Annotated in this window: 13 protein-coding genes; 7 read left to right on the top strand and 6 right to left on the bottom strand. The window is 36.2% G+C overall.

Features of this window, described 5'->3' with window-relative positions; translation table 11 throughout:
• The first annotated feature begins 179 nt into the window (after nucleotides 1–179).
• The 7 genes from JO950_RS14585 (at nucleotide 180) to JO950_RS14555 (ending at nucleotide 13645) form a co-directional block, all read left to right on the top strand.
• On the top strand, nucleotides 180–2000 hold the full coding sequence (locus JO950_RS14585; RefSeq protein WP_202703317.1) for a hypothetical protein: 1821 nt from the start codon (nucleotides 180–182) through the stop codon (nucleotides 1998–2000).
• 669 nt (nucleotides 2001–2669) lie between these two features.
• A complete protein-coding gene (locus JO950_RS14580) occupies nucleotides 2670–3341 on the top strand; it encodes an AraC family transcriptional regulator (RefSeq protein WP_237732361.1) in 672 nt (223 codons plus the stop codon).
• A gap of 369 nt (nucleotides 3342–3710) precedes the next feature.
• Nucleotides 3711–3932, top strand: coding sequence for a hypothetical protein (locus JO950_RS14575; RefSeq protein WP_202703316.1), 222 nt, complete (start codon nucleotides 3711–3713; stop codon nucleotides 3930–3932).
• Nucleotides 3933–4095: 163 nt separating this feature from the next.
• Nucleotides 4096–4806, top strand: coding sequence for a hypothetical protein (locus JO950_RS14570; RefSeq protein WP_202703315.1), 711 nt, complete (start codon nucleotides 4096–4098; stop codon nucleotides 4804–4806).
• Between the two features lie 90 nt (nucleotides 4807–4896).
• Nucleotides 4897–5622 carry a hypothetical protein gene (locus JO950_RS14565; protein ID WP_202703314.1) on the top strand — a complete coding sequence of 242 codons (726 nt, stop codon included), beginning with the start codon at nucleotides 4897–4899 and terminating at the stop codon, nucleotides 5620–5622.
• Between the two features lie 259 nt (nucleotides 5623–5881).
• A complete protein-coding gene (locus JO950_RS14560) occupies nucleotides 5882–10030 on the top strand; it encodes a glycosyl hydrolase family 18 protein (protein WP_202703313.1) in 4149 nt (1382 codons plus the stop codon).
• Nucleotides 10031–10246: 216 nt separating this feature from the next.
• Complete coding sequence (locus JO950_RS14555; protein ID WP_202703312.1) at nucleotides 10247–13645, top strand: T9SS type B sorting domain-containing protein; 3399 nt, start codon at nucleotides 10247–10249, stop codon at nucleotides 13643–13645.
• A 36-nt stretch (nucleotides 13646–13681) separates the two neighbouring features.
• Here JO950_RS14555 and JO950_RS14550 read toward each other — a convergent pair whose 3' ends face one another.
• The 6 genes from JO950_RS14550 to JO950_RS14525 all read right to left on the bottom strand — a co-directional run bounded on the left by JO950_RS14550 (nucleotide 13682) and on the right by JO950_RS14525 (nucleotide 19373).
• A complete protein-coding gene (locus JO950_RS14550; RefSeq protein WP_237732360.1) occupies nucleotides 13682–14245 on the bottom strand; it encodes a vancomycin high temperature exclusion protein in 564 nt (187 codons plus the stop codon).
• 240 nt (nucleotides 14246–14485) lie between these two features.
• Nucleotides 14486–16513, bottom strand: a complete 2028-nt coding sequence (locus JO950_RS14545; RefSeq protein WP_202703310.1) for a M3 family metallopeptidase — start codon at nucleotides 16511–16513, stop codon at nucleotides 14486–14488.
• Between the two features lie 128 nt (nucleotides 16514–16641).
• The gene (purE, locus tag JO950_RS14540) at nucleotides 16642–17124 is read right to left on the bottom strand and encodes a 5-(carboxyamino)imidazole ribonucleotide mutase (protein ID WP_202703309.1); all 483 of its coding nucleotides are present in this window, start codon (nucleotides 17122–17124) and stop codon (nucleotides 16642–16644) included.
• 89 nt (nucleotides 17125–17213) lie between these two features.
• On the bottom strand, nucleotides 17214–17432 hold the full coding sequence (locus JO950_RS14535) for a hypothetical protein (protein WP_202703308.1): 219 nt from the start codon (nucleotides 17430–17432) through the stop codon (nucleotides 17214–17216).
• Nucleotides 17433–17535: 103 nt separating this feature from the next.
• Nucleotides 17536–18684 carry a 5-(carboxyamino)imidazole ribonucleotide synthase gene (locus JO950_RS14530; protein ID WP_202703307.1) on the bottom strand — a complete coding sequence of 383 codons (1149 nt, stop codon included), beginning with the start codon at nucleotides 18682–18684 and terminating at the stop codon, nucleotides 17536–17538.
• 137 nt (nucleotides 18685–18821) lie between these two features.
• Nucleotides 18822–19373 (bottom strand): hypothetical protein, encoded by a 552-nt coding sequence (locus tag JO950_RS14525; protein WP_202703306.1) that lies wholly within the window; start codon nucleotides 19371–19373, stop codon nucleotides 18822–18824.
• Nucleotides 19374–19524: the final 151 nt, after the last annotated feature.

Here is a 19524-nt window from a genome sequence, read left to right as displayed (position 1 = left end):
AAATTCTCCCCAAACAATTCAATACAGGAATACTGAATTAAGAAAAAAATCTTATTCCATTGAAATCTAATGACCGCCTGTTTCGGGCGGTTTTTTGTTAAAAGAGGTTCTGATAATTAAAAACTTCAGACGATTCAAAAAAAACAAACAAAAGAAACACCCATTAACTACACCAAATCATGAAAAAAATAAATATAAAAACAACAGTTATGGTTATCGCGGTTTTTGCCATCTTAATCCTTGGGTGCAAAAAAAATGATATACTAGCAAAGGTTGATTCCGATTACGAATATCTGCCACAAGATGTACAGGATTCATGCAGTGTTTCAGAAGAGGAATTCAAGTCCTGGTTTAAAACAAAAAAAATTACCGAAAATGGACTTGTTGAACCTGCAAACAGTGTTGATTTTCCACATAGAAATAATTGCGATTTTTATAAATGGTCTGAGCAAATGTTTTTATGGATTACTTCTCCAGTTTCCGACGGTGACTATAAAGGTGGTGGCACTGTAATAGAATCTCCCGTTTTCTATAATGTTTCTGCAGAAGATCCGGTTACCAAAAAACGTGTTTTAACACCACATAAACCAAATACTTTATTGAGTGCTGTGAGCAATATTAGCCAAACAGGACCAAACAGACTTCCAATTATAATTGATAAAAAAGGAAGAGCATTTGAAGTAGAACCTCAAAGTAAAAATGAAGCGGTTAAAGATGCGTCAAATAAATCTGTGATAGTAGGTGGGGTTATTGCCAATGCCAATGGGGTGCATTCTTTTATAGATACAAAAGGGAAAGCTATTTCTAAGCCTAAAGCGATAATAGATACTAAAGGCCATCGTGAAAACATTGTACAGGAGTTTACAACTAAAGATAATAAAACTTTGTTTCTGGATGCAAAGGGAGATGTAATTGATACAGAACAAGGACAGGCTGGTTCTAACGGAGCGTTAGTTGCGGTAAATAAATCACTGGTGTATTACATAACAATGGTAAACGATGTTTATGCTTATTTCCTGACGGGTGTACAAAACAAGAAATTAAATGGTAATCAGTTTCCTACTACAGCCAGTGCTAGAGATAGTATTCTTGCCTATGCAAAGAGCAGCGGTTTTGCCGCTCCACCGGATCCGGATGCTTTGGCAATAGAATTAAAAACATCATGGGTAGAAGTAAAGGATTTACCAAATCCGGAGAGTTATGTTACAATCAAAGCTAAGATTCCTGTATACGACAAATCAGACCCTAAGTTGTGGAAGCTAACAAATAAAACCACAACAGCAACACTGGCGTTGGTTGGAATGCACATCGTAGGAAGTGTTGCAGGACATCCTGAAATGATCTGGGCAACTTTTGAACACCAAAAAAATGCACCAAACGAAGCGTATTCTTATAGAGATGTTAATGGTAAAATCAAGCAAGTAAAAGCGGATGGAGGAAAAGACTGGCTCTTTAATGTTAATGCCGACGATACAACAAAAAATACGCAGAAGATGACCGTTAAAAACAATACAATTGAAATTACTGACTCAACGATAGACAAGCCTAATATAAAAAGAGTGATGGCTTGGGGAGTTGCTTCTGATACTGTTCCTAATCAAGAGAATAGAACTCCTGCAGATTCGAATAGTGAAGTTATTGCTATTAATAACAGTATACGTAAGATGTTGGTTGGTAATGATATAAGAAAGAATTATTTACTAATAGGTGCAACCTGGACTTTTGGTGGTGCAGGGCCCAATGGTAATTCATATCCTTACGGTGGAAATAAAGGAGACGCAATTGGAACTGGGCGATTAGCAAATAGTACTATGGAAACCTTCTTTCAGTCTCCAAGCTCCAATTCTGTTCCGGATGGAAATTACAAATCAGTTGCGTCCTGCTTTTTTTGTCACAGTGGTGGAAATAGTGTAAAACCAGATAGTCTGAGTCATGTGTTTACTCATATAATACCATTGTCTACAAAGACGAAAGATTTGCTTAAAAGAAAAATAAATTAATTCAACAAAAGCCGGAACTAAATTTTAGTTACCGGCTTTTAATTTTGTAAAAGGAATGTTGAAGATAAGTAAATTTATCTTTGGTATTGGTAGTCAGATCGAATCATAAAAACCGAAGCATTTCTACCCCGGTTTTAAATATATCTAATAATCTTACAGTAATCCGGCTCTTTTCAATAAACTTCCGGTTTGAGTTTCTGACCAGCGAACAGTTCGCAAAAAAAATATAAGTTTTAGAGACTTTTACAATTACAGCATTAAGAAAAATCTTATGACTGATTTATTTGTTTTCGTGCCATCATATAGAGATCTCGTGACATTTTCCGGTGTTAAATTGAATGGCTCGTTTAGTTTTGAACAGATAAAGATATAAAAGCCATAGATTTAGTATGCTGCCCCCCAAACAGTATGGAACATCCCTTTTTGAAAATTAGTTCGACACTATTTTTTTAGTTGGTTTTTAAATGTTTTTCTGTTTTACAGTTCTTTTTCTCGGCTTGTCTTTATTTAAACATGATAAAGTATTATTTAAAGCGTACAAACTATGAAAGAACTTGAGATTGAAAAAAGCGTTAGTTTATCGGACGAAAATTTTTTAAGGCAGATTGATGCCATCATGCAAGAAAAAAAACGGACCCTTCTTTTGGTGTTTCCCAATTAGCAGATCAATTGAAGATCAGTAGAGCACAGCTTAACCGTAAAGTGCAAAATCAAATGAGTTTCTCGCCAGGGAAACTCATTTTGTGTTATAGGATGCAGTTGGCCAAAGATATTTTAGAAACCAATAAATACTCCATTGAAGAAACGGCTCTTTATTGCGGTTTTAGTGGTGTGGCCACTTTCAGTCGTAAATTCAAACAAGAGTTTGGACTTTCTCCTTCAGCATATCGCGATAACTGTTTGATTACAGGATTTAAAGAGGAGGATTGGAAAATTCCTTTAAGCAATGAGTGTTTTAACAAGCTGATTCAGTTAAAAGAAGAATACAAATGGCTGGCGAAATTACTGATCATCGTTATCGATAATCTTGATAACGAGGCATTCTGTATGGAGATGCTGTCAGCGAAACTTTTTATGAGTCCGTCAAATCTTAACCGCAAGGTGAAATCATTATTTGGATTTCCGGCTATACGCCTGTTACGTGATATACGCCTTCAATTTGCTGCTGAGGTATTAGTGGTACAAAAGAAATCAGTTACTGAGGCAGCCTCTCTTGCCGGCTTCTTTGATATCGCTCATTTTTCCCGTGTTTTCAAACAGAATTTTAATTATCCACCAAGTAAGTATAATACAGATAACCATTTATTTCCATTTGTTAATTTATTAAGAAAAGTGTTATGATTCAAATTGACAAAAAGTAGCTTATTCTGTACAAATAAAAGCAGGAATAAACAGATAATTTTGACTTATTAGAATTAAGGATTGTACTACCTGAATCTAAAAAACTCATGGAGGGATACTGCAGATCGCAAAAATGAGAAAATCAATAGTAAGGCAAAAATGTAATTCGTCTCAACAATGTAAATGGGATTTTTATCTCAAAGAAAAAAGAAAAATACAGCTTGATTGATACGGACACAGGTTGTTTTACTGACGCAGGAAGAAAGGACAATCTTGAAAAGAGCAGTGACCACAAATGTTTTGAATTTCGTTGTAAGGTTACTATGATAAAAGTCACAACTCTTATTGTTTAATTTAAAAACCAGAATTATGATTGATGTATTAATTAAAAATGAGCTTGGAACCAAACCAGTGGCTACAGGCAGAAGTAATGATGCTATTAACGCTATAGATTTAAGAGTTACGGGTATTGACCCCGCAGAATTTATTAAAGTAGGAGACCACTATATGGTAGGTTTAGATAATGGCAGCAACATGACAGGCCGTACTTGTACAGCTAAAGCGGGAAGCACTGCAACATTTACAAAATAAGTAAAGTTTGCGTTTGCGGATGATTTGGTTTGCTTCTTAAAAATAGGGTATCAAAAAGAGTGGAGCAGATCCCACTTTAAAAAACGAACTGTTTGCATTCAGAAAATAATGTAAGGCGTTACCCGAAAAGCCTCATGAGTAGGGCCAAACAAACAAATAAATTATGTCAACTTTCACAACAACAGTTAATATTAGTCCTGATGATGTAAAAATTTTAAAAGCTGAGGGGTATTCTTTATACGGATTTAAATCAGTATCAGCATCAGGTGATGGTTCTCCAACCGTATGGTTTCATTTACCGGCAGAAAAATTACTGACCAAAACTAAAATTACCTGGCAGGAAGACTTTCAGGCTTACAATTCAACAAGTACGGTAGCACCTCAGGTTCTAATTGAAGCGAGTAATACAATCAAAGTCGATTTAGGTCAATTGGTAACTATTGAAGAGGGTTCCGGTAATATCACAAAGAGTAAAAACGGTTATCCGGGAACAGTATCTTTTTTAAACGAGGATAAACAGCGTTTTACAATTGGTATTAATCAGTTAGTAAATGGGAAATCAAACATTTTGTGTGCATTTCCAATTTTAGGAGCAGGGTCTGCCAGAGTGATCACGCCAATTACTAAAATAGCGCTTATTTTTTCAACAGAGAAGATAGAAACGGCGACTGTAATCACCAAAGCAATGTCGGCCGGTGCCTTTATTGATCTTACCGATTCGGACTCACGTGATGTTGATTATACAGTAAATGAGGGCTGGGAAGCAGATGGAGGTACCTGGTTGCAAAACTTTAATGCTTATACAGATTTGAAAAAGCTATTGATTGAAAACACCAGTAGCAGAGAGAAAGAACTAAGCGAAAGAAGCAAGTAATAATATAGGGTAGTGTTGTTTGAATTACTCTTCATCTGAATTTGGATGAGGAGTAATTCTTTTGTTTCAATTTTAATTTAAAAAAACAGGATGACCAATAGACTAATAATTAACTTCTCTCAGGAAACCGTTGAGGTATTAAATAAAGGAAACTATAGTTTATGCTGTTTTCTGGCCTCAAGGTCCAGAAATGTTTCACAGTTCAGGCCTCTGTGCTGGAGCGTGACCAAAAATTTCCTCAGATCGGTAATGATCGAATGGGAATATCGTCTTAGTGCTTATGCATCTACCAGTGAGATTATAGAAAATCAAACCATATACATTCCACAACCGGAGACTGATAGATTGATGTCAAGATCAACTTCAAGAAGCAGTATAGGGGGAACAAATTATAAAATAGAATTAAAACAACGATTGCTGATTCAGGATTTTGGAGCTATGTCAGTAGATACCAATAATGACAACTCAACAGTACTCATTCAAAATGATTCCGGTACAGTGTATGCCACTGGAATTTGTATCTATAGTTCCAATGACGGTCAATACTATGGCAGCTGTACGTTTAAAACATTCGGGAAGCAAAATATCGAGGTTGCTCCTGACAATAAAGCTTTCTTAATGTTTAGTGACAACAATCCTCAAAACAATACGGTAATGCTTATTTCGCAAAGTCCGGGAATATTGGTTGATTTTGATTTGATGAATGATTCCAGAATAGTCACATTTGATGTAGATAAGGGCTGGAGTTCAAATGAGGAAGCATGGGGGAAACAATATCCTGCGGGCACAAACCTGCAAACCTTGTTAATTTCTTAAAGCCGTAAAAAATCCTTTTGCAGGTATCGTTTCAAACTTTATTATTTATTCCAAACTTTCACTATAACGGCGAATTTAAAAAGAAATACCTCACATTTTATAATGTTTCGACAAAGCAGTCTTTTTTTTGAAGCAGAAAATTTCCCTGCCAAATATTAAGTGCTTCGGCGTAAGCTGCTAATTATTACATGTAATTAGCCAATTGTAACACTGTGAAAGTTAATTCTATAACATAGCTTTAATTTTGAAAAAAAAAGTTATGAAACAATACTACTTACTATTTTTATTTTCAGTTTTATTTCCAATCTTATTATTTTCTCAGCCGAGTCATAATAAAAAAGTAGTAGGGTATTATGCGCAATGGGCTATTTATGGCAGGGATTTTAATGTCTCTAAGATAGATGGAAGTAAATTGACACATTTAAATTATTCTTTTTACGGTACAAGTTATGATCCTGCCCGTCCGGAGAATACAAAATTACAATGTTTGGATACCTATGCCGATTTTGAGCATATGGAAGACGGAATTCCGTGGGATGCTCCCGTGAAAGGAAACTTTTATGGCTTGATGAAGTTAAAAGAAAAGTATCCTCATTTGAAAGTTTTAATCTCTGTTGGAGGATGGACCAAAGGTCAGGATCTTTCTCCAATTGCTGCAAGTCCTGTGGCAAGAGCTGCTTTGGCTGCAGATATGGTAAAATTCATTGCTACTTATCCCTTTATTGACGGATTTGATATCGACTGGGAATATCCGCTATCAGGAGGTACAGATGGTACAGAGATTCTTAATGGTGCCCCGGTTCCTCCTCAAAAATACAGTCCCGACGACAACAAAAATTTAGTTTATTTATTAAAGGCAATGCGTCAGGCAATGCCAAATAAATTAATTACAATCGCGGCTGGGAACAATGTTCGAAATGTATCCAAACAATATCTTGGACCAAACAACAGAGCCCAATTCGGAATGACAGAAGATATTTCGACCTATTGCGATTATATTACTTTTTTTGGTTATGATTTCGGTGGAAACTGGTTCGATAAAACCTGTTACAATGCGCCATTGTATGCAAGCGGAAACACAAACGATCCGCTTTATGGTGCAGAGCAGTCGGAATCATTAGATGAATTAACTACTCAATATTTGAACGTAGTTGGTTTCCCTGCCAATAAATTAATCATGGGATTGCCTTTTTATGGAAAAAAATTTGATCATGTGGCCAATAATGGAACCAATCCTAATTTACCCGGACTATTCGTTGCTGCACCAAGAGATGTACTTTCGGCCTGTAAAAATCCGCAGCCTCCTCTTGGAACGTGGGATACGGGTTCTCCATGTGAAAATTCAGGAAGTATTGAAATTTGCGATTTAGTAGGGAATTCCGTAACCACTCCGCATCCTTATTTAGATCCGAATACCATGATGGTTACACCAAAGGCAGCTTCGGCAGGATGGGTACGATATTGGGATAACACCACCAAAGTTCCTTATTTATACAACTCGACATTAAAACAGTTTATCTCTTACGAAGATAAACAATCGATGGATCTTAAAGCTAAATATATAACGTCTAAAAACCTTGCCGGAGGTATGGTTTGGGAGTTGTCTCAGGATACCAGAGGTGCTGTACCTAATGCATTATTAAATCAGATAGATGCTTCCTTTAAGGTTGCCGTTGAGGGAACTTTAACCATTAGTGGTACTGCAAAAATGGGTACCAATTTGGTTTCGGATGTCACAGTTCAGCTAAAAGATGAGAATGATGCCGTTATACAAACCGTTAAATCCTCAGATGGGAATTTTACTTTTACTAAAGTAGTTTCAGGAGCAAATTATGCGGTTACAGCTTTAAAGGTTTCCTATACTTTTACGCCGGTAAAATTAACAAATGTTACTGCCAACCAAACCGGTATTGTTATACAGGGTACACAACCTCTTTATACCATTACGGGAACCGTGCTAAATGGTATTACGGCAGTTTCCGGAGTAACCGTTACTGTAGCTTCGGCAACAGCCAATGTTACTGGAGTTTCAGATTCAAAAGGAGCTTATAGGATAAGCGGTTTAACAGCAGGAGCAGACTATACCATTACTGCTGCCAAAACAGGAATGACATTTTCACCAGTTTCTACTTTATACAGTGCGTTAAGTGAAAACAAAGTTTTAGATTTTAATCAAAATGCCACTCCAACTAATAAAATAAGCGGAATGGTCAAAAATGGTTCTGTGCCAATCGCAGGTGCAAAAATTGAACTAAATCTTCCATGGACAGATAGTACACATCCTTATGCTACCTTTGTTGCTACAACAGATGCCTATGGAAAATATAGCTTTGACAATGCAATATTTTCGGGTTATACCACCATTTCAAGTTTAAAAATGAATGCCTGGGATAACAACTCTGTTGTTTATTATCCTACAGATCTGGCCAATTTGCCAATTCCGGTTTCGTCAAAAGAATATAACTTTAATTCAAGTGCTGCTGCCCCTCAAGTGACAATTACGAGCCCGTCTGCTGCAAATCTTACTATAGTTCCCGGAGCAGTTATTCAGCTTAAAGCAAATGGAAGCATGACTACTGATGATGGAAAGATTACAATAGCATCGGTTGTATTTAATGTAAATGGGTTAAATATTACAGGAACGCCTACAACAGGTATAGAGTATACGGCAACATGGACACCGGCAGTAGCTGATTTTAATAAAAATTACACGCTAAAAGCTACAGCTACAGCCTCTAATAATGCTACAGCCGAAAATAGTTTTCCATTTTATTTGCAATGTTCAGGTACAGCATGTCCAAATGTATTGCCGGAAATTACCTGGCTTACACCTGCATCTAATACAGTCAATCAAGCTTCCGGTTTTCAGCCAGTTTCAATAAGTGTTAATGTTACAGATAGAGATGGTACAATTTCAAGTGTTGCAGTAAATGTAAACGGAACTTATTTTCCTATGATAAAAGGTTCTGGAGACACGTATAGCTATACTTTTACTCCTAGTAGCTATAAAGAATATCCAATAATTGTAAAAGCAATTGATAATAAAGGCGGTGAGAATTTATTGAATCAATCGATTACTATTGTTAACTCAAAGTTTAATCCGTTGCCAGCTAAAGTTATTGTTGGTTATGCACATGGATGGGAGAACACAAGTGCGCCGTTTTTGTACTTTAGACAAATTGCAGACAAGAAATACAATGTTGTTGTTTATTCATTTATAGAAACGGTGAATAGAGATGGTTATACTCCGGTTTTAGTAGTAAATGAACCAAGATTTTTTACTAATGGAGTCTTTGATCCGCAATTGTTAAAAAATGATATCAAGAGCTTAAGGGATAAAGGTATTCCGGTAATTGTGTCAATTGGTGGACAGAATGGTCATGTTGTACTAAACACCATTAACCAAAAAAATATTTTTGTAAACGGAATAAAAGCGATTGTTGATCAGTATAATTTTGATGGTGTTGATATTGATTTTGAAGGTGGTTCTATGAATTTTGGAGCAGGAGCGCTAAAAGATTTTTCTTATTCGGCGATTTCGGCCTACCCAAAACTTAAGAATGTAATTGATGCTTTCAAGGAATTAAAGGCTTATTATGGAACAGGTTTTATTTTAACTGCTGCTCCGGAAACCTATTATGTACAAGTTGGATATTCGGTGTATGGAGATGGAGCCGGATCTTTTTTGCCGGTAATTCATAATTTGCGTAATGAGCTGGATCTTTTGATGGTGCAATTGTATAACACCGGATCTTTAAATGCTTTAGATAACACAGCCTATTCTCAAGCCACTCCGGATTTTTTAGTAGCCATGTCAGATATGTTAATGAAAGGATTCAATGTAGCCTCTACAGGATTTTATTTTCCACCATTGCCGGCTTCTAAAATAGTTATTGCAATTCCGGCTTGTCCGGGAGCGGCACCGGCAGGAGGATATCTCACACCTGACAAAGGGATTGATGCTTTTAATTACTTACGATTTGGGACTACCTATTCCGGAAGAAAATATACCATGAAATCTTCTTTGCAGCCGCAAATGAGAGGAGTTATGACCTGGTCTATCAATTGGGATGCCAGTTGTGGCAGCGGGTATGAGTTTTCTAATAAGTATCACGACTACTTCAGTAAATCACTTTCAGTAGATCATTTTGATAAAACGGGTGATAAAAATATAATTGCCCATTTTAAAAATAATGTATTGGAAATAGCTGTACATAATGAAGCAACAGAAATTGACCATGTTGAGGTTTACAATATTCTTGGGCAATCTGTACTAAGCTATAAAAACAGTCAAAACCATAGAAATTTATGGTTAGAAGATAGAAGTTTCCTGACTAAGCAGCTATTTATTGTAGTCATAACCGATAATTTGGGACAAAGAAAATCGTATAAGCTGGTTAATTTTTAGGATTAAATAATATTCAATTTCCTGAAAAATGAAGTTGGCTAACGGAATTAAATTCGTTAGGTCATCTAATTCTTTATGCTGATCGAAAATGAATTGTTTCGTGATCCTTTAAAATACAGATAAATAATGATGAAGTTTTACAAAATACAATTTCTTTTACTGTTTTTTTTGTTGAACCTAAATAACGCATATTCTCAAGTAAGTTATGAGTTTTGTATGACAGGTAAGCATGGAAACACGATTGTTTTGGATTTTAAAGTTCACAATAAAACGAATACTTCCATACCGGACTATAGCTTTGTTTTCAATTGGAAAGGAGTTTCTAATGTTGTCATGTGGTCCGGAATGGATGTCATTCAAAACGGAAATAACGGTATAGTTGAGCTTAAAAAAACTACCTGGGGAGATGTTCTGCCGGTTGGTACTACAACTTATAGTGTCACGATGAATTATGTGCCGGGAATGTTTCCGCCGGGCCAGGGTACATTAAATGGTACTCCTATAAAAGGAATTACTTGCTATACCCCACCAGCTACCGAGAATTTTAAGTGCGAAAAAAGTTTTAGCAGTATCTGCGCCATAAAGCCTGCGGGACCTAATGGTAATGAAATAAAAATCGGCGAAGGCTCGGTTTGGGCGTGGGGTGAACGAGTAGATGTTTATATTCCCGAAAACAGAAAAGGCTGGGCTATTGGTATGGCCGTTTCTCACAGTTTGTTTACAAACCTGATGGGATTTGAGGCGATGAGTATCAATGAGTATTTTGCAACAACGATTCAGGAAATAAATGCAGGTTGCGAAGGGAGTAAACTTATTGCTCCAAGTTGGGTTACAAAAAAATACCCAAATCAGGATTTAATTAATGGTGGAGTCAATTGTTATGATACCACAGGCAAGGTTGCGGCAGGATATTTTCAGCAAGAGATGGGAGGAAGCTGGATGGAGATGTTTATGAACTATCCTTGTTTTATACCTCAGGTTTCTAAGAATAGTTTTATAGGCGATCCGGTCATAGGGGCAAGTTTTGAGTTTCAGTCTATTATAAAAATGTATCATGATTACAGAAATATTGCTTTTTGGCAATATGTTAAATGCTGGAATCCTATAGGGTTCATAAAAGACTCAAAAGATCCTTACGCAGCGGTTAAAATTTTAGCTTTGGCTTATAATCAGGGAATGAATAGTGGTGCTTTTGAACCTGTTTTTGTTAAAAATCGTGCGAATGCTGTCGCTGCAACAAATTTGATGGATTATATCTCTCCGGCTTCACCTTCCGGCCTGGACCGGCTTTATGCAGAACAAATTAACAGGCTGACAAAAGTATTAGACGACAGGGTCGCAGATATCAGCTGGACTGATGCTGCTATTTGGGGAGTAACCGATAGATCGGCTCATACATTTAGAGGATTTTATGACTCACAAATTGAATGGAGTGACGTAGACGAGTATATAAAAAAAGTTACGCCGTTTTATGCTGCTTTCGGAGTAACAGAAGCAAATTTCAGAGCCACAATCAAACCCGTTTTTGATCGTATCAATGGAGGGAATTCTATATCTTTCAGATACCAGATGCATGATGTAGTAGAAGCAATAGTTGTCTTTTTACCAGCCTTTGATCCTAAAAAAGGAATGTCTGAAACATATGGTAACGAATCAAACGGTTGTTTTGCTCCTACAGCCAGAATGGAAGGATTTGACGGAGGTTGCGGAAAAGATTTAGGATTAACGGTTTATTTCTCAGGGACAGCTCCCTATAAATTTACTTATAAGAGAACAGATGTATCTCCGGAAATTGTTTATCCCGAAATAACCACTTCACAAAATCCTTATTCGATAAATCCGGCATCCTTGTCAGAAGGAACATATGCTATTATTGCGATCAGTGATGCTAATTCTGCCGGAGAAGTTGTGTGCGAGCCTATAGAAATAAAAAATGTTGGAGTTGCAATATCAGCAAAATTAGTTAAAGACGGAGGAGGAACATGTACGGGAACAGGAGCGGGGGTCAAGGTTGAAATAAGAAGTACCGGATCCGGTCCTTTTACAATAGAATATGAAATAAACGGAGTGGCTCAATCTCCCGTAACAATAAACAATACAGGTTTGTATTCCTTAATAGTGGCTCCGGCTAAGGAAGGGACTTATCGATTGACTAAAATTTCTACAGGCGGATGTAATTCGGTGCTTGACGATACCATTGTTATTGATAAAGGAATTCCGGTATCAGCCGGTGCTAAATTAATGAGATATGGAGGAGTTTCTTGTTCAGGGTTAGGCTCAGGGATTCAGGTAAACATAACAAGTACAAAATCGGGACCATTTAAAATAGAATATGAAATTAACGGAATCGGTCAATCTCCTGTAACGATAAGTAGTGCAGGTTTGCACAGATTAATAATGGCTCCGGCAAATGTTGGAACTTATCGATTAACAAAAATTTCAGTTGGGGGTTGTGATTTTTTACTGGATGATACTTTAATTATTTATGGAGGAGTACCCCCTAAAGCCAGTGCGAGCCTAATTAAATACAGAGGGAATGCTTGTTTAGGAGAAAATTCAGGAGTACAGGTAGAAATTACGAGCCCCGATTCAGGTCCTTTTGTAATAGAGTATGAAATTAACGGAATACTGCAATCTCCTGTAACTATAGAGGATGTGGGTTTATATACATTAGTAACAGCTCCAGCTCAGGCCGGAATCTATCAAATTACAGAAATTTCAACTAGAGGATGCCGCTTTTCATTAGATAATATTCTTGTGATTGATAATGAAGAACCATTTACTGCAAACGCTAAATTAGTCAAATATGGGGGAGATTCTTGTTTAGGAGAGAATTCAGGTATTCAGGTAGAAATTACAAGTAAAGATTCGGGGCCATTTACAATCGATTATGAATTAAATGGGATAGTTCAATCTCCGGTGACTATTGATAGTAAAGGTTTATTTATAGTAATAGAGTCTCCGGCTCCGGTGGGAACTTATCGATTAACCAAAATTTCAACAAGAAGTTGTAGTCTTTTAATGGATGACGTTCTGATTATTGAAGAGAATACAGTGTTAGTAGAGGCTGTAATTGAAGGAAATCTAATGATTTGCAAAGGGGACAGTACTGTTTTAGAGGTGAATATTCCTTCCAATCATATCATTAAGTCTTATCAATGGGAAGTTGATGATACTGCTATCTTCGGAGCCAATACGAATACTTATGTTGCAACTCAGGAAGGAAATTATACCGTTAATATTATTACCAGTAAAGGATGTTATTTATTTTCGCCTCTGGCAAAAGTGATTTTTTTAAACAAAGAAGATTGTGAGTTAGAAAAACCTGAGTTAACCGAATGGGATTATCCTAAGTTTTTTACGCCTAATAGTGATGGATATAATGATACCTGGCATGTAAATAATTTGGAGATTTTTAATAAATTAGAGATCGATATTTTTGACAGATATGGTAAGTTCATCACTCGTTTGACTAAAGATACTCCGGGATGGAATGGTACTTATAGGAACAGTCCTGTTTTTGCTTCAGATTACTGGTTTGTTCTAACTTATGAAGAAATAAATAACCCAGGTATTGCAAAACAGATTAGAAGTCATTTTTCTTTAAAAAGATAGTGTTAGAATTTTTTTGGGAAGCAAAAAAAGTGTTTGTTATCGTTTATCCTCTTTTGAATAATTGGAAACACCATTAATATTAATTTCGTTTCCTAAAAAACGAGGCTCGCGATTTCTTAAAACATCAAAAAAAGACTTAAAAATAGAACCGTATTCTCTAAAAGTTACATATGGATATCCCAGATATTCTCCTTTGTTGGCAGAAAATCCAATTGATTCTACTCCCAGTTTTTGTCCAATGTAAATGGCCCTGTTCAAGTGATATTCCTGAGAAATTAAAGTTGCTTTTTTTGTTTTAAAAATATGTGAGGCCCTGTACATAGTTGAGTAGGTGTCAAAACCGGCGTAATCAATAAATATTTTAGCAGTGTCAACTCCGTGGTTGAAACAATATGTTTTCATAACGGTAAGTTCATCATATTCATCTCTGCCATTGTCGCCTGAAAGCAGAATTTTATCTATTTTATGTGTTTTATACAATAGGATTCCGGCATCCAGTCTGTCTTTTAAATATTTACTGGGCTGGTCACCGTTGATTCCGGCTCCAAAAATAATTCCCACTTCATTTTTGGGAATATTATTTACAGTGTGATAAATCAAATTACTAGTTGAGGATTTAACATACCAATTAACAGAAATGATTGCAATAACCCCAATGATGAAAAGGTAAATTAGTTTTTTGAGAAGTTTTTTCAATTTGAATTTCGAAGATATGGGTTAAAAAAATGGTGAAGATAAGTAAAATTATTTATGGTATTTGTAGCTAGATCGAATCAAAAAAACCGAAGTATTTCTACCTCGGTTTTAAATATATCTAATACGTTAAGAAGTCTAAAAATCTTAAAGCAATCCTGCTCTTTTCAATAGAGCTTCCGGTTTTGGTTCCTGACCTCTGAAACGTTTGTATAAAGTCATCGGATGCTCAGTTCCGCCTTTAGAAAGTACATTGTCTCTGAATTTTGCAGCGACTTCGTAATTGAAGATGCCGTTTTCCTGAAAATATTCAAAAGCATCAGCATCCAGTACTTCTGCCCATTTATAACTGTAATATCCTGAAGAATAACCGCCCTGGAAAATATGAGAAAAAGCAGTACTCATTGCATTCTCTTTTACATCAGGGTATAATTGAGTGTTTGCAAATTGCTCTGTTTCAAAAGTTTTTAGATCTGTAATAGCTGTCGGATCTTGCCCGTGCCAGGCCATATCCAAAAGACCAAAACTCAATTGACGCAAAGTGGCAAGACCTTCTTGAAAACTGGCACTTTCTTTAATTTTTTGAACATATTCGATCGGGATAATTTCATTCGTTTCGTAATGATTAGCAAATAAAGCCAAGGCCTCAGGTTCGTAACACCAGTTTTCCATAATTTGACTTGGTAATTCTACAAAATCCCAAAATACAGAAGTTCCGGACAAGCTAGGGTAAGTGGTGTTGGCAAGCATTCCGTGTAAACCGTGACCAAATTCGTGAAACAAAGTAGTAACTTCATTAAAAGTCAATAACGAAGGTTTGGTTTCTGTTGGTTTTGTAAAGTTGCAAACGTTCGAAATATGAGGTCTTTCGTTTGTCCCATCTTTTATAGATTGCGATTTGAAAGAGGTCATCCAGGCTCCGTTTCGTTTTCCTCTTCTAGGGAAAAAATCTGCGTAAAAAATAGCAACTAAATTGTTCTCTGTATTTTTTACCTCGTAGGTCATCACTTCTTCGTGATATTTGTCGATATCAAAAACTTCGGTAAAAGTTAATCCGTAAAGTTTTTGGGCAACCGTAAAAGCTCCAGCTAAAACTTTTTCTAATTGAAAATAAGGTTTCAGTTTTTCGTCATCTAAGTTGAAAAGCTGCTGTTTTAATTTTTCAGAATAATAAGCACCATCCCATTTTTCCAATTGTTCAATTCCGTCCAAATCTTTGGCAAAAGAGGCTAGTTCAGCAAATTCTTTTTGAGCTGCCGGTTTTGCTTTAGCCAGCAAATCATTTAGGAAAGAGAAAACTTTTTCCGGACTCTCGGCCATTCTTTCCTCTAAAACAAAATGAGCATGAGTTTTGTACCCTAATAAATTGGCTCTTTTAAAACGTAATTTGGCAATTGCCAGTACATTCTCCTGATTGTCAAACTCGTTATTTTGAAAAGCTTTTGCACCAAAGGCAATCGCCATTTTTTTGCGTAATTCACGATTGTCGGCATACGTTACAAACGGAATATAACTTGGATAATCTAAAGTGAAAATCCAGCCCTCTTTTTCCTGACTTTTAGCTAATAATCTCGCCGCTTCGATTGTACCTTCCGGTAAACCAGCTAGATCTTTCTCGTCGGTTAAATGGAACTCAAAAGCATTGGTTTCAGCCAAAACATTTTCGCCAAACTGCAGACTTAATTTCGACAATTCTTTATCGATTTCACGTAAGTTTTCTTTTTTATCCTCAGGTAAATTGGCTCCGTTTCTCGAGAAGCTTTTGTATTTTTTATCCAAAAGCGTAGTTTGCTCCGGATTTAAATTCAGCTTTTCTTTTTGCTCGTAAACGGCTTTGATTTTAGCAAATAATGCTGCATTTAAGGTAATGTCATTTCCGAACTCTGAAAGTAAAGGAGAAACTTCCTGTGCAATTTTTTGCATCTCATCAGTGGTTTCTGCCGAATTTAGATTGAAGAAAATACTGGAAAGACGATCCAGAACATCACCTGTAAAATCCATTGCTACAACGGTATTTTCAAAAGTTGGTTCGTCGGGATTGTTTACGATGGCATCAATTTCGGCTTTAGCCAAAGCAATTGCTTCGTTGAAAGCAGGAACATAATCTTCGATTTTAATCTGCGAAAAAGGTGCTGTATTGTGTTTGGTATTGAAATGTTGTGTTAAGATGCTCATTTTTTTTAGTTTTCAGTCTCCGTCTCAGTTTTCAGTGCGAACTGAGACTAAAGAGTTTATTTTTTTTGAATATTCAGTCTCAGTTTTCAGTCTCAATTTTTAGTGCTTACTGAGACTGAGACTGAAAACTATTTAAGGCTCTCAGCAGCTTTATTAACTGCCGCTTTTAATTCTTCTTTATACGAAATAATAGTATCAAGTACTTTTTTATCGTGACTTCCAATGATTTGTGCTGCTAAGATTCCGGCATTTTTAGCACCGTTTAATGCTACTGTTGCAACAGGAACTCCGCCTGGCATTTGAAGGATCGATAGTACCGAATCCCAACCATCAATAGAATTGCTTGATTTTACCGGAACACCAATTACCGGAAGCGGCGACATTGAGGCAACCATTCCGGGCAAGTGTGCAGCTCCTCCCGCTCCGGCAATAATTACCGAAATTCCGCGAGTGTGGGCATTTTTACTGAAATCGAATAATTTTTCCGGCGTTCGGTGTGCCGAAACGATGTCTACTTCAACTTCAACATTAAATTGTTTTAATATGTCGATGGCATCCTGCATGACCGGCATGTCAGAGATACTTCCCATGATGATGGCTACTGAACTCATTTTGTTTTTTTGTTTCAGGTTTTTTTTGTTTCAGGTTTCAGGTTTCAAGTTTCAGGTTGATCAAAACTGAAATTTAGAAGTTATTTTGTTTAAGACTGTTTTATGGTTTTAAAAATTAAAAATATAATTCCAAGACCTAATACAATTAAGAACAATGTTATAAATAAGAATCCAATAAAATATTTGATTCTCTCACCAACATATTCATTTTTATCAATAAACTTTTCAACGTAATTTTTAGTTAAATTTTGGGTTTTACCTGCCTTTGAAGCATTGTTTAATAAATCAAGAAGATCAAGAAATCCCATTTGTAATATTTTTGATTCAAGTTGTTGTAAACTGTTGACTGTGAATGAAAACTACTTGTTCTGTTTCAGGTTTCAGACTGTTGACTGTTGCTGAAAACGGCAACTAATTACTAATCACTCTAATCGTATTCTTAACATCCTCGGCAATTCTTCTGGCCTCTGACATATTTTCATTTACGATGGTAACATGCCCCATTTTTCTGAAAGGGCGTGTTTGTTTTTTACCGTAAATATGTGGGGTAACACCGTTCCATCCCAAAATGGTTTCGATATTTTCATAAACAACATCTCCCGAAAATCCTTCGGCACCTACTAAATTAACCATAATCCCGGCAACTTTACTGTCGGTATTTCCCAAGGGAAGATCCAAAATCGCACGCAAATGATTTTCGAATTGCGAAGTATAACTGGCTTCAATCGAGTAATGTCCTGAATTGTGCGGACGCGGAGCTACTTCATTTACTAAAATAGCATCGTCATTAGTCTGAAACATTTCAACAGCCAAAAGACCAACATGATTGAATTTTTCCGAAACATTTAAGGCAATCGCTCTCGCTTTTTGGGCTACTTTCTCCTCAATTCTGGCAGGACAGATTACATATTCTACCTGGTTGGCTTCCGGATGAAATTCCATTTCAACAACCGGATACGTTTTTATTTCTCCTGATGGATTTCTACAGACAATAACAGCCAATTCGTTTTTAAACGGAATCATGGTTTCTGCAATGCATTCTACATTTGGCAAACTGTCCAGATCTGAAACCTGACGAATTACTTTTACGCCGTTTCCGTCGTAACCAAACTCAGTGCATTTCCAGACAAATGGTAGTTTTATATCTTGAATTTTAGCTTTAAGACCTGCTAAATTTTCAAAGCGCTCAAATGGTGCTGTTGGGATATGGTGATCCGCGTAAAATTGTTTTTGAATTCCTTTGTTTTGAATTCCTTTTAAGGTTTTAGGTGAAGGATAGATTTTCAATCCTTCATTCTCTAATTGTGTCAGGGCTTCCAGGTTAACCAGTTCGATTTCAAAAGTCAGAACATCTACTTGTTTTCCAAAATTATAAACCGTTTCATAATCCATTAAATCCCCCTGAAAGAATTTATTGCAGGTAAATTTACTTGGAGCTTCGTCGCTTGGGTCAAGAACATAAGTTTGGATGTCAAATTTTCGGGTGTCAAACAAGAGCATTTTACCTAATTGTCCGCCGCCTAATATTCCTAATTTAAAATCAGAAGAAAAATAATTCATTGTAGTTGTGTTTTTGCAAAGATACTTTTTAATCGTTTTTTTGCCACGAATTGCACTAAATTCACAAATTTTTTCAGGTAATAATTTTAAGAACAATATAATTAATACAATCTGGATAGGGTTTATGCGTAATAAAACTACTCGATTTTCTTTAAAACTTCTTTGGCAACGGCTTTGTAAGCAGCAGAATGATTGCCATAGTCCTTATTCAGAATAACTTGCAGTTCCGGGTGTATCCAGTCATAATGGTTGCCTAGTAGGTATAAAGTTCTTATTGAGTAGGCCTTGGTCGCTACTTTTACATCATTGATAAGCCAGTCAAATGACGCTTCGATACAATCCTGCAAATTAGTTTCGGAAAGAGAAATGCCTTTTTCAATTTTGCTATAGTGAGCTTTTACGAGTAACTGAACTATTTTTGCGATAGGGCGGATGGCACTTTCGTCTTTTAAAATTTTCAAATTCGAACAGAAAAAATCAAGATACGGTTGCAGCCAGATCAATTCTTCGTATGAAACAAATTCCATAATCCAGCAGGCTTTGTGATTGTTTTTGTCTGATGGGGAAAAACAAATGGAAACAAGTTCTTTAAATAAGGGTGGGTTTTCTAAAACTTCGTTTGCAACAGTAAGACGGTTTTCCCGATAAGCTTTTACGTAATCTAATTTCGTTTGTAATTCAGAAGACATTTTGATGAGTTTTGGACAGGTCTAAAATAAGTAATTTAACGTTATGGTTTTAAAATCTGTTGATTTAATAAAATCAGACCTGTTTTAAAGAAAAGATTTCTAAATAGTAAGTGATATTTAATATTCTTAAAAAAATAGGTATGTCCTATAT

This window comes from Flavobacterium sp. UGB4466 (assembly GCF_903469665.1).
GTDB lineage: Bacteria > Bacteroidota > Bacteroidia > Flavobacteriales > Flavobacteriaceae > Flavobacterium > Flavobacterium lipolyticum.
Note: the sequence above shows the minus strand (reverse complement) of the source record. Positions and strands in the feature narration are given on the sequence as shown.

Bases quoted from the DNA above. Each gene is read 5' to 3' on its own strand.
- JO950_RS14560 (WP_202703313.1), top strand. From the start codon at position 5,882: ATGAAACAATACTACTTACTATTTTTATTTTCAGTTTTATTTCCAATC.
- JO950_RS14535 (WP_202703308.1), bottom strand. From the start codon at position 17,432: ATGGGATTTCTTGATCTTCTTGATTTATTAAACAATGCTTCAAAGGCA.
- JO950_RS14525 (WP_202703306.1), bottom strand. From the start codon at position 19,373: ATGTCTTCTGAATTACAAACGAAATTAGATTACGTAAAAGCTTATCGG.
- JO950_RS14565 (WP_202703314.1), top strand. From the start codon at position 4,897: ATGACCAATAGACTAATAATTAACTTCTCTCAGGAAACCGTTGAGGTA.
- JO950_RS14570 (WP_202703315.1), top strand. From the start codon at position 4,096: ATGTCAACTTTCACAACAACAGTTAATATTAGTCCTGATGATGTAAAA.
- purE (WP_202703309.1), bottom strand. From the start codon at position 17,124: ATGAGTTCAGTAGCCATCATCATGGGAAGTATCTCTGACATGCCGGTC.
- JO950_RS14545 (WP_202703310.1), bottom strand. From the start codon at position 16,513: ATGAGCATCTTAACACAACATTTCAATACCAAACACAATACAGCACCT.
- JO950_RS14575 (WP_202703316.1), top strand. From the start codon at position 3,711: ATGATTGATGTATTAATTAAAAATGAGCTTGGAACCAAACCAGTGGCT.
- JO950_RS14585 (WP_202703317.1), top strand. From the start codon at position 180: ATGAAAAAAATAAATATAAAAACAACAGTTATGGTTATCGCGGTTTTT.
- JO950_RS14555 (WP_202703312.1), top strand. From the start codon at position 10,247: ATGACAGGTAAGCATGGAAACACGATTGTTTTGGATTTTAAAGTTCAC.
- JO950_RS14530 (WP_202703307.1), bottom strand. From the start codon at position 18,684: ATGAATTATTTTTCTTCTGATTTTAAATTAGGAATATTAGGCGGCGGA.